Source organism: Actinomadura sp. CNU-125, assembly GCF_001942465.1.
In the GTDB taxonomy this organism is placed as follows: Bacteria; Actinomycetota; Actinomycetes; order Streptosporangiales; family Streptosporangiaceae; genus Spirillospora.
In genome coordinates this window covers 1-11,245 of sequence record NZ_MKJY01000168.1, presented here as the reverse complement: position 1 = coordinate 11,245, position 11,245 = coordinate 1, and the positions used below count along the sequence as shown (strand labels likewise).

The following is an 11,245-nucleotide window of genomic DNA, read 5'->3' as shown; positions in this document are numbered from 1 at the left end:
CCCGCCACCGGGGGCGATCCCGCGGCGGCCGCGATCCCGCCCTCCGCCGCCGGGCCCGTGCCCTCGGGCGCGGCGGGCGCGGGCACCCGGTCGTCCTCGGCGGCGCCGCCCTCCAGCCGCAGCTCGACGGTTTCCTCGACCGGCACGAGGGCGAGCTCGTCGGATTCCGCCGCGACCTGCACCGGCACCCCGAGCTGGGGTACGCCGAGCACCGCACCACCCGCAAGATCGTCGACCGGCTGCGCGCGGCCGGGCTGACGCCGCAGGTCCTCCCGCGCGGCACCGGCCTGTTCTGCGACATCGGCCCCGCCGACGGCGGCACCGTCGCGCTGCGCGCCGACATCGACGCGCTGCCGCTGCAGGACGAGAAGGAGGACGTCCCGTACCGTTCGACGGTCCCGGGCGTCGCGCACGCCTGCGGCCACGACGTCCACACCACGATGCTGCTCGGCGCGGGCCTGTTCCTCGCGCAGCAGGCCGAGGCGGGGCTGCTGCCGGGGCGGGTGCGGCTGCTGTTCCAGCCCGCCGAGGAGGTGCCCGGCGGGGCGCTGGACGTGATGGCGGCGGGCGGCCTCGTCGGTGTCGACCGCGCGTTCGCGCTGCACTGCGACCCGCGCATCGAGGTCGGCCAGCTCGGCCTGCGCACCGGCGCGATCACCGCGGCGTGCGACAAGGTGTACGTGAAGGTCACCGGGCCCGGCGGGCACACCGCGCGCCCGCACCTGACCGCCGACCTCGTCTACGCCCTCGCCAAGATCGTCACCGAGCTGCCGTCGGCGCTGTCCCGGCGCGTCGACCCGCGCTCCAGCCTGTCGCTGGTGTGGGGGCGGGTGTCGGCCGGGTCGGTCGCGAACGCGATCCCCGACGACGGCGTCGCCGAGGGGACCGTCCGCTGCCTGGACGACCAGGCGTGGCACGCGGCGCCGGACATGATGAAGTCGCTGCTGCAGTCGGTCGCGTCCGCCTACGACGTCGAGGCGTCGCTGGAGTACGTCCGCGGCGTCCCCCCGACCGTGAACGAGGCGACGAGCGTCCAGATGTTCCGGGACGCCGCCGCGCAGGTCATGGACGAGGAGGGCGTCGTGCCCACCCCGCAGAGCCTCGGCGGCGAGGACTTCGGCTGGTACCTGGAGTCGGTGCCGGGCGCGCTCGCCCGGCTCGGTGTCCGCGCCCCCGGCTCGCCCGCCGAGTACGACCTGCACCGCGGCGACTTCGACGTGGACGAGCGCTGCGTCGCCGTCGGCGTCCGGGTGCTGAGCGCGACCGCGCTGACCGCGCTGTGGGAGGGCGGACGGCCCGGCGGCGCCGAGGCGATCGAGGGCACCGCGCTCGCCTGACCGGCGCCTGGAGGTTCCACGCCGTTCCTTCCGGCCACCGCGCCGCCGATGACCTGTGGCGATATGGCTTACGCCTTGGTAACGGAGCTGTTGCGAAACCGCGCAATCTGGCGGTTTTGCACGATTTCCGGGGTAGCGTCCCATCGTTTTCGGCGGCCGGTCCGGTCGCCACCGTGGTGGGGAACGGAAGGAGCGCTACCTTGCGCCGTGGATTCAGAAGGACGCTCGTCGCCGTGACGAGCGCGGCGCTGATGCTCAGCGCGTCCGCGTGCGGCGGCAAGACGGCCGAGGGCGGCGGCGACGAGGGCGGCGGCGACGCCCTCAAGGTCGGCCTCGCCTTCGACATCGGCGGGCGTGGCGACCAGTCGTTCAACGACTCGGCCGCCGCGGGCCTCGACCGGGCCGCCAAGGAACTCAAGATCGAGACCGAGGAGATCTCCGCGAAGCCGGACGAGCCGGAGTCCGACAAGGAGTCCCGCCTGCGGCTGCTCGCGAACCAGGGCTACAACCCGATCGTCGGCGTCGGCTTCGCCTACACCGCGTCGGTGAACAAGGTCGCCAAGGAGTTCCCCGACACGAAGTTCCTCGTCGTGGACGCCGACGGCTGCAAGGTCGAGGGCGCGAACGTCGCCGCGGCCTGCTTCGCCGAGGAGGAGGGCTCGTTCCTCGTCGGCGCCGCCGCCGCGCTCACCTCCGAGACCGGCAAGATCGGCTTCATCGGCGGCGTGAACGTCCCGCTGATCCAGCGCTTCGAGGCCGGGTACGAGGCCGGGGCCAAGGAGGTCGAGCCGGACACCGAGGTGCTGTCGAAGTACCTGACCCAGCCGCCGAACTTCAACGGCTTCAAGGACGTCAGCCTCGGCAACGAGGCCGCCAAGGGCATGCTCGACGACGACGCCGACGTCATCTACCACGCCGCGGGCGGCGCCGGGATCGGCGTCATCAAGACCGTCGGCGGGGCCAAGAAGTGGGCCATCGGCGTGGACGCCGACCAGTACAACCAGCCCGCGCTGGCCGAGGTCAAGGACCACATCCTCACCTCCATGGTGAAGAAGGTCGACCTCGCGGTGTACGACTTCGTCAAGAGCGTCTCGGACGAGACGTTCAAGGCGGGCCCGAAGAAGTACGACCTCGCCAACGACGGCGTCGGCTACTCCGTCTCCGGCGGCCACGTCGACGACATCAAGGCCAAGCTCGAAGAACTGAAGAAGGGCATCATCGCCGGCGAGATCAAGGTTCCCGGCGGAGCCTGACCCCGTGCCCCGGACGCCGCCGCGCGCGGCGTCCGGGGCCGTGCGGTGTCGTCCCCCGTCTTCCCCCAGCATGTTCGAGGCAGGAGAAGCGCCCGTGCCCGACCAGGTGCCGGCCGTGCGGCTGGCGTCGATCACCAAGCGGTTCCCCGGCGTGGTGGCCAACCGTGACGTCGACCTCACGATCGAGCGCGGCGAGGTGCACGCGCTGTGCGGCGAGAACGGCGCCGGCAAGTCCACCCTCATGAAGATCCTCTACGGCATGCAGCGGCCGGACGAGGGCACCATCGAGATCGACGGCGAGACGGTGTCGCTGCGCGGCCCCGGCGACGCCATCGCCCGCGGCATCGGCATGGTCCACCAGCACTTCAAGCTGGCCGACAACCTGACCGTGCTGGAGAACGTCATCCTCGGCGCCGAGCCGAAGCGGTTCGGCCGGATCGACTTCGCCGCCGCGCGCACGAAGATCACCGAGATGTCGAAGACGTACGGCCTGCGCGTCGACCCCGACGTGCTGGTCGAGAAGCTCGGCGTGGGCGAGCGGCAGCGCGTCGAGATCCTCAAGGTGCTGTACCGGGGCGCGCGCGTCCTGATCCTGGACGAGCCGACCGCCGTGCTCGTCCCGCAGGAGGTCGACGAGCTGTTCGGCAACCTGCGGGAACTGCGGGCCGAGGGCCTGACCGTGCTGTTCATCTCGCACAAGCTGGACGAGGTCCTGTCGGTCGCCGACACGATCTCGGTGATCCGGCGCGGCACCACGGTCGCCACCCGCCTCGACCCGCAGGAGGTCACGTCCCGCCGGCTCGCCGAGCTGATGGTGGGCTCGGAGCTGCCCACCCCGGAGCTCCGCGACTCCACCGCGACCGATCGGGTCCAGCTCGACGTCGGCGGGCTGACCGTCCTCACGCCCGAGGGGCGCCCGCTGGTGGACGGCGTGTCGCTGCGGATCCGCCGCGGCGAGATCGTCGGCCTCGCCGGTGTCGAGGGCAACGGGCAGTCCGAGCTGATCGAGGCGATCATGGGCATCCGCGGCGCGGACGGCGGCACGATCGGCTACGGCGACGACGACATCACCCACTGGCCGACCCGCCGCCGCCGCGAGGCCGGCATCGCCTACATCCCCGAGGACCGGCACCGGCACGGGCTGATCCTCGAAGGGTCACTCTGGGAGAACCGCGTCCTCGGTCACCAGACGCGCCCCCCGAACGTCAAGGGCCCGTGGATCGACCGGCGCGGCGCGCGCCGCGACACCACCCGGATCGTCCGGGACTACGACGTCCGCACCCCGGGCATCGAGGTGCCCGCCGCCGCCCTGTCCGGCGGCAACCAGCAGAAGCTCATCGTCGGCCGGGAGATGTCCGGCGAGCCGCGGCTGCTGATCGCCGCCCACCCGACCCGCGGCATCGACGTCGCGCCCAGGCCGCCATCTGGGACCACCTGCGGCGGGCCCGCGCGGCGGGCCTCGCCGTCCTGCTGATCAGCGCCGACCTAGAGGAACTCATCGGAATGTCCGACACCCTGCACGTGATCCTGCGGGGACGGCTGGTCGCCGAGGTCGACCCGCGCACCGTCACCCCGGAGGACCTCGGTTCCGCCATGACCGGCGCCGGAGCCTCCGCATGAGCGACGCGAAGGACCCCGAACACCCGGAATCCGAACACGGGACGGACGCGGCGGCCGAATCGGACGCGGCGGCGGAGTCGGACGCGGCGGTCGCGAAGGCCGAACGGGACGAGCCGGACGCGCCCGGCGTCCCGTCCGGCGGCTCGCCCGGCGACGACCCGGACAAGATCCCGGCCTGGAAGGCGATCCTCCAGGGCAAGGGTCCGCGGAACCTCGCCCTCAAGATCGGCGCGCCCGTCGTGGCGCTGCTGATCTCCCTCGTCATCACGATGATCCTGCTGCGGGCCACCGGCGCGGCGCCGTTCGCGGCCGTGCAGAGCATGGTCGAGTACGGGACGACCGACAACTCCATCGTCGACATCCTGAACCGGGCGACGCGCTACTACCTGTCGGCGGTCGCGGTCGCGATCGGGTTCCGGATGGGGCTGCTGAACATCGGCGTGGACGGCCAGTACCGGCTCGCCGCGTTCCTCGCGGCGGTGCTCGGCGGCGCGCTCGCCCTCCCGGCCCCGCTCGGCCAGTTCTTCGTGATCGTCGCGGCGATGGCGGTCGGCGGCGTGTGGGCCGCGATCGCGGGCGTCCTGAAGGTGACGCGCGGGGTCAGCGAGGTCCTGTCGACGATCATGCTGAACGCGATCGCGACCGGCCTGATCGCCTACCTGCTGAACGAGGACCGGCTGGCCGAGCTCAGCCCGGGCAGCAACAACATCGCGACGCCGCAGATCCCCGAGGACGGGCGCGTCGGCTCGCTGAACGGGTTCCTGGCGGCGCTCGGCATCGACCTGCCCGGCCAGGTGTACGGGCTGCTGCCGCTGGCGATCGTCGTCGGAATCGTGTTCTGGATCGTCATCAACTTCACCCGGTTCGGGTTCGACCTGAAGGTGTCGGGGCTGTCGCCGTCGGCGGCGCAGGCCAGCGGCGTCAGCGCCCGCCGCATGATCGTCGTCACGATGATCATGTCGGGTGCGATCGCGGGCCTGATCGGGATGCCGGAGCTGCTGGGCGGCTCCTACGAGTACTCGCTGAACTTCCCGGCCGTCTCGGCTTCACCGGCATCACGGTCGCGCTGCTCGGCCGCAACCATCCGTTCGGCATCGCGCTCGCCGCGCTGCTGTTCGCGTTCCTCGACCAGAGTTCGGACGTCCTCCAGGCGGTGGACGTGCCGAAGGAGATCGTCGGGGTGATGCAGGGCGTCGTCGTCCTGACCGTCGTGATCGTGTACGAGCTGATGCGGCGCTGGGAGATCAGGCTGCAGCAGCGGGCCGTGGCCGTCGAGCTGGCCACGGGCCACGACCTGGCCGGCGAGACCTCGGGGAGCGCGAAGTGACCGTCACGCAGGCCGACCGCGCCGCCGCCGCGAAGAACGGCGGCCGCCGGCTCCGCTGGCCGCACTACCTGCTGATCGCCGCCGGGCTGCTGTTGCTGCTGTCGCTCGTCCGCACCCTGGACGACGCGAACGACCTGACGTCCAGCGGGACGGTCGGCGCCGCGCTGCGCCTCGCGGTCCCGATCTTCCTCGCGGGGCTGGGCGGCCTGTGGTCGGAGCGCTCCGGCGTGATCAACATCGGGCTAGAGGGCATGATGATCCTCGGCACGTGGGCGGGCGCGTGGGCCGGGTACCAGTGGGGCCCGTGGGTCGGCGTCGCCGTCGGCATCCTCGGCGGCGCCCTCGGCGGGCTGCTGCACGCGGTCGCGACCGTCACGTTCGGCGTCGACCACATCGTGTCCGGTGTCGCGATCAACATCCTGGGCCTCGGCCTCACGCAGTTCCTCGCGGGGATGCTGTTCGCGACGGAGGAGGCGAAGGCGCTCGGCGGCGGGGAGCGGCAGTCGCCGCCGGTCGACTCGATCTCGACGCTGACGGTGCCGGTGCTGTCCGGCGGGGAGGTGTTCGGGTGGAAGAGCCCGGACGTCCTCGGCTCCATCGAGAAGCACCACTGGTTCTTCGTCTCCGACCTCGCGGGCATCCTGCGGGGCGTGACCAGCGGCGTGTCCGCGCTGACGGCGGTCGCGCTGCTGCTGATCCCGCTGACGTTCTTCGTGCTGTGGCGGACGTCGTTCGGCCTGCGCGTCCGGTCCTGCGGCGAGGACCCGTCGGCGGCGGAGTCGCTCGGCGTGTCGGTCTACCGGATGAAGTACGCGGCCGTGATCATCTCGGGCGGGTTCTCCGGGATGGCCGGGGCGTTCCTCGTCACCGTCGCCGCGAACTCCTACCAGGACGGCCAGACGAACGGCCGCGGCTTCATCGGCCTCGCCGCGATGATCTTCGGGAACTGGCGGCCCGGCGGCCTCACCGCGGGGTCGCTGCTGTTCGGCTACACCGACGCGATGAACCTGCGCGGCGGCGGCGCCTCGGTGCACGCGCTGCTGCTGTTCGTCGCGATCCTGCTGATCGGCGCCGCCGTCTGGCAGGCGCTGCGGGCCGGACGGCTGCGCCCGGACGCGACCACGGACGCCGCACGCCGTGCCGTCCGCCGCGGCTACGTCGCGTCCGGTGCCGCCCTCGTGTCGGCGCTGGGGCTGCTCGCGTGGTTCTTCCTCAGCGAGACCGTCCCGGGCGAGCTGGTCTCGTTCACGCCGCACCTGATCACGCTGCTGGTGCTGGCCCTGTTCAGCCAGCGGCTCCGGATGCCGGCCGCCAACGGTCTCCGCTTCCGCAAGGGCGAGGCAAGATAACCGTATGGAGATCGACTGGCCGGCCCTGCGCACCGCCGCGCGGGAGGCGATGGAGCGCGCCTACTGCCCGTACTCGGAGTTCCCCGTGGGCGCCGCCGCCCTGGTGGACGACGGACGCGTGATCACCGGCTGCAACGTGGAGAACGCGTCGTACGGGGTCGGGCTGTGCGCGGAGTGCTCGCTCGTCTCGGCGCTGCACGGGCCGGGCAAGTCGGGCGAGCCGCGGCTGGTCGCCGTCGCCGTCGTCGACCGCAACGGCGACCCGCTGATGCCGTGCGGGCGCTGCCGCCAGCTGCTCTGGGAGCACGGCGGCCCGCCGCTGCTGCTGGAGACGGTGCGCGGCGTCCTGCCCATGTCGGACGTCCTGCCCGACGCGTTCGGCCCCGACGACCTGATCACCCGCACCTGACCCGAAGGGAAATCGTGGACGCCATCGATGTCATCCGCGTCAAGCGGGACGGCGGCGAGCTGGCCCCGGACCAGATCGACTGGACGGTCGACGCCTACACCCGCGGCGCGATCGCCGAGGAGCAGATGTCGGCCCTGGCGATGGCGATCCTGCTCAACGGCATGACGCGGCCCGAGGTGGCCCGCTGGACGGAGGCGATGATCGCCTCCGGGGAGCGGATGGACTGGTCGGCGCTCGGCCGTCCCACCACCGACAAGCACTCGACCGGCGGCGTCGGCGACAAGATCACGCTGCCGCTGGCGCCGACGGTCGCGGCGTGCGGCGCGGCCGTCCCGCAGCTGTCCGGGCGCGGACTCGGGCACACCGGCGGAACCCTGGACAAGCTCGAATCGATCCCCGGCTGGCGGGCGTCGCTGACGAACGCCGAGATGCTGGACGTCCTGGACGCGTCGGGCGCCGTGATCTGCGCCGCCGGGACGGGCCTCGCGCCCGCCGACCGCAAGCTCTACGCGCTCCGCGACGTCACCGGCACCGTCGAGTCGATCCCGCTGATCGCGTCGTCGATCATGTCGAAGAAGATCGCCGAGGGGACGGGGGCGCTGGTCCTGGACGTCAAGGTCGGTTCGGGCGCGTTCATGAAGACGCCCGAGTCGGCCCGGGAACTGGCCGAGACGATGGTCGCGATCGGCTCCGACCACGGTGTCCGCACGGTCGCGCTGCTCACCGCGATGGACCGGCCGCTCGGCAACGCGGTCGGCAACGCCCTCGAAGTCGCCGAGTCCGTGGACGTCCTCGCGGGCGGCGGGCCGTCCGACGTCGTCGAGCTGACCGTCGCGCTCGCCCGGGAGATGCTCGACGCCGCCGGGATCACCGGCAAGGACCCGGCCGACGCGCTCCGCGACGGCTCCGCGATGGAAGCCTGGCGCCGCATGATCGCCGCGCAGGGCGGCGACCCGGACGCGCCCCTGCCCGCGGCCGCCGTCACGCACTCGATCGCGGCGCCCGCCTCGGGCGTCCTCACCCGCCTGGACGCCTACGGCGTGGGCGTCGCGGCCTGGCGGCTCGGTGCCGGACGGGCCCGCAAGGAGGACCCGGTGTCGTTCGGCGCCGGTGTCACCTGCCACGCCAAGCCGGGCGAGACCGTCGAAGCGGGGCGGCCGCTCCTCACCCTCCACACCGACGACGAGACGCGCGTCGCCCGCGCCCTCGAAGCGCTCGACGGCGCGTTCGAGATCGTCCCCGGCGGCACGCCCGACCTGCACCCCCTCGTCCTCGGCAAGATCACCTGACGGATTGGGAACGGGTCCGGCGGGAACCGTTCCCCCGTGCCCGTCGCGATCCTCGCCGCCGTGCTGGCCGGCGCCTGCTTCGCCCTCGCCGGTGTGCTCCAGCAGCGCGCGGCCAGCGCCCGCCCGTCCCGTGAGGCCATGTCGGTCCGCCTGCTCGGCCGCCTCGCCCACGACCGGACGTGGCTGTGCGGCATCGCGTTCGCCGTCGGCGCCTACGGGTTCCAGATGCTCGCGCTCGCGTTCGGCCCGCTCGCGCTCGTCCAGCCGCTGATCGTCACCGAACTGGTCTTCGCGATCCCGCTGTCGGTCCGGCTCTACCGGCTGCGGATGAGCCCCCGCGAATGGTTCGGCGCGTTCGCCGTCGCCGGGGGGCTGGCCCTCGCGCTCGTCGCCGCCGACCCGCGCGGCGGCGACAAGCCCGTCCCGGTGGGGGAGTGGCTGCTGACGCTCGCCGCCGTCGGCGCCGCCACCGCGCTCGCCCTCACCGCCTCCCGCTTCGCCGGGGAGATGCCCCGCGCGTCCCTCATCGCGCTCGCGGGCGGCCTCATCATGGGCACCCAGTCGGTGCTGCTCGCCGCCACCGTCAGCCAGATCGAGCACGGCGTCCTCGGGCTGTTCACGACCTGGCACACCTACGCGCTGGTGCTCGCCAGCATCGCCGGGCTGATCCTCATCCAGAGCGCGTTCCAGGCGGGGCCGCTCGCCGCGACCATGCCGGTGATCGACTCCACCGAGCCCGCCCTCGCCGTCACCCTCGGCATCCTGCTGTTCGACGAGCGGATCCGCGTCGGCCTGCTCCCGTCCGGGCTGACCGTCCTCGGGATCGCGGTCCTGCTCGTCGGCATCGCCGTCCTCGACACGTCCCCGCTCCTCCAGGCCCTGCACCGTCAGGAGATCGCGCGCCGCACCACCTGACGTCCGGCGACCTCCTGCCACACCGGCAGCAGGTCCTCCGCCAGGACCCGGCTCCACGAACGGTGCCCGGTCCGGGACGTCTCCAGCGCCGCCCGCCCCATGGCCCGGCGGCGGCCCGGATCGTCGGCGAGCGCCGCGATCTCGCGCGCCCACCCGTCCGCGTCGTCCCGCCGCACCACCACGCCGTCGCGTCCGGGCGCCGCCAGCCACGTCGTCGTCAGCGCCACCTCGGGCAGCAGCACCGGCAGCCCGCACGCCATCGCCTCCGCGACCACGTTGCCGATCGTCTCGCTCTTCGAGGGGAACGCGAGCAGGTCGCAGCCCGCGTAGACGCGCGCGAGATCGTCCTGCCCGAGCCTGCCGAGCAGCGTGACGCCGTCGCCGAGCAGCGCCGACAGCGGTTCGGCGGCCGCGCCCGAACCGGCGACGACGAGCCGCACGTCCCGTCCGTCCGCGCGCAGCCGCCGCACCGCCTCGGCGGCCGTCATCACCCGCTTGGACGCGTCGACCCGCCCCGCGAACAGGACGAGCGTCTCCCCGTCGGCGAACGCGTGCCGTGCGGCGAGCCGCGCCCGCGCGTCCGGATCGGGCCGGAACCTGCGCAGGTCGACGCCCCGGCCGAGCAGCGACACCCGGCCCGGCCCGACGACCGCCTCGACCTCGCCGCGCTCCGGTCGCCGTCGCGGACCAGCACCCGGTCGCACGCCCGCAGCAGCCGGTTCCGGCGCGTCCGGCGAGTGCGGCGGCCGCGCCCGCGACCGTCCCGGGCATCCGCATCTGCCGCAGATAGGCCGCCGTGAGCACCGGCACGTCGGTGTGGAGCGAACACACCATCCCCGGCCGTTCGGGCATCCGCTCCGCCAGCCGGACGGCCGTCCCGGCGAACGCGAACGAGTGCGTCAGGTGCCAGACGTCGTGCTTGCGCAGCCGCACCGCCAGCCCGGGGTGGTACGGCGCCAGGTCCGTCGCGTCGACCCCGCCCAGCGCCCGCGCCAGCCGCCGCGTCCCCACCATCGGCCGTAACGTGACGAACCGGACGGTGTCCGACAGCGGTTCGACCGTGTCCCGGGCGCCCAGCACGTAGATCGTGAGGTCGACGCCCGGATCGTCCCGTACCGCCGCCTCCGCGAACCGCTCCCAGCACTTCACGTGGCCGCCCGCCCCGGCGTCCCGCACCAGCTCCACCAGCACTGCTACCGACGTCCTCATGCGCCCTTCTCCAGCGACCGCTCGTACGCCACCGCCGCCTTCGCCAGCACCCACACCCCGCCCGTCATGACCAGCAGCCCCAGCGCCTCGATCACCAGCCACAGCGGCGCCGTCCGCACCGAGCTGCCCAGCACCCCCAGCCCGATCGCGATGCCCGCCAGCGGCTCCACCGCCGCCAGCGGCGGGTACGACGCCTCCAGCGGCTCCAGCCGGAACGCGCTCTGCAGCAGCAGCGTCCCCGTCACCGCCACCGCCGCCACCGCGTACGGCGACCAGTGCAGCAGCATCGCGAGCAGCCCGTCGTCCAGCAGCCTGCCGATGGCCGTGTGCGTCAGTGCCGACTGCAACCCGAACAGCATCCCCGCCCCGGCCCCCAGCACCGGCGCCTCCTTCTCCGGCGCCAGCCGCCGTGCCAGCTTCACCAGCCCGCCGGTGATCAGCCCGACCAGTCCCGCGATCAGTACCCAGATCCAGATCGGCGCCGTCGCGTCGCCCTGCTCCGGACGTCCCGCCACCAGGAACGCCCCCAGCCCGCCC

At 73.2% G+C, this 11,245-nt stretch carries 10 protein-coding genes and 1 pseudogene; 9 read left to right on the top strand and 2 right to left on the bottom strand.

All coding sequences use genetic code 11. From position 1 onward, the window contains the following. The 9 genes and pseudogenes from BJF79_RS20400 to BJF79_RS20365 all read left to right on the top strand — a co-directional run. A partial coding sequence (locus tag BJF79_RS20400) for an amidohydrolase (RefSeq protein ID WP_262402322.1) occupies positions 1 to 1,337 on the top strand: 1,337 nt, incomplete at its 5' end. Positions 1,338 to 1,537: 200 nt separating this feature from the next. Continuing rightward, positions 1,538 to 2,590, top strand: coding sequence for a BMP family protein (locus BJF79_RS20395; protein ID WP_075899615.1), 1,053 nt, complete (start codon positions 1,538 to 1,540; stop codon positions 2,588 to 2,590). A 70-nt stretch (positions 2,591 to 2,660) separates the two neighbouring features. Further along, positions 2,661 to 4,210: pseudogene (locus BJF79_RS20390) on the top strand (ABC transporter ATP-binding protein). Continuing rightward, positions 4,207 to 5,394: an ABC transporter permease subunit gene (locus BJF79_RS20385; RefSeq protein WP_262402321.1), complete on the top strand. Its 1,188-nt coding sequence runs from the start codon at positions 4,207 to 4,209 to the stop codon at positions 5,392 to 5,394. Before BJF79_RS20390 ends, BJF79_RS20385 begins: the two are co-directional and overlap by 4 nt. Beyond that, positions 5,370 to 5,537, top strand: coding sequence for a hypothetical protein (locus tag BJF79_RS60835; RefSeq protein ID WP_262402320.1), 168 nt, complete (start codon positions 5,370 to 5,372; stop codon positions 5,535 to 5,537). Before BJF79_RS20385 ends, BJF79_RS60835 begins: the two co-directional genes overlap by 25 nt. Beyond that, the gene (locus tag BJF79_RS20380; protein ID WP_075899613.1) at positions 5,534 to 6,886 is read left to right on the top strand and encodes an ABC transporter permease; all 1,353 of its coding nucleotides are present in this window, start codon (positions 5,534 to 5,536) and stop codon (positions 6,884 to 6,886) included. Before BJF79_RS60835 ends, BJF79_RS20380 begins: the two co-directional genes overlap by 4 nt. Positions 6,887 to 6,890: 4 nt before the next feature. Further along, positions 6,891 to 7,295 (top strand): cytidine deaminase, encoded by a 405-nt coding sequence (locus BJF79_RS20375; protein WP_075899611.1) that lies wholly within the window; start codon positions 6,891 to 6,893, stop codon positions 7,293 to 7,295. A gap of 14 nt (positions 7,296 to 7,309) precedes the next feature. After that, entirely contained in the window at positions 7,310 to 8,584 is a 1,275-nt protein-coding gene (locus BJF79_RS20370) for a thymidine phosphorylase (RefSeq protein ID WP_075899609.1), read from the top strand. A gap of 36 nt (positions 8,585 to 8,620) precedes the next feature. After that, positions 8,621 to 9,499 carry a DMT family transporter gene (locus tag BJF79_RS20365; protein ID WP_075899607.1) on the top strand — a complete coding sequence of 293 codons (879 nt, stop codon included), beginning with the start codon at positions 8,621 to 8,623 and terminating at the stop codon, positions 9,497 to 9,499. On the opposite strand, the gene BJF79_RS51195 is transcribed toward BJF79_RS20365, so the two are convergent. Both BJF79_RS51195 and BJF79_RS55625 read right to left on the bottom strand, forming a co-directional pair. After that, positions 9,472 to 10,203 (bottom strand): glycosyltransferase, encoded by a 732-nt coding sequence (locus BJF79_RS51195; RefSeq protein ID WP_262402319.1) that lies wholly within the window; start codon positions 10,201 to 10,203, stop codon positions 9,472 to 9,474. The genes BJF79_RS20365 and BJF79_RS51195 overlap by 28 nt on opposite strands. 501 nt (positions 10,204 to 10,704) lie before the next feature. Further along, positions 10,705 to 11,245: DMT family transporter (locus tag BJF79_RS55625; RefSeq protein ID WP_187357028.1), on the bottom strand; the 541-nt coding region annotated here is incomplete at its 5' end.

Excerpts from the sequence above, each read along its gene's own strand:
- BJF79_RS20385 (WP_262402321.1), top strand. The coding sequence starts at position 4,207 with ATGAGCGACGCGAAGGACCCCGAACACCCGGAATCCGAACACGGGACG.
- BJF79_RS20375 (WP_075899611.1), top strand. The coding sequence starts at position 6,891 with ATGGAGATCGACTGGCCGGCCCTGCGCACCGCCGCGCGGGAGGCGATG.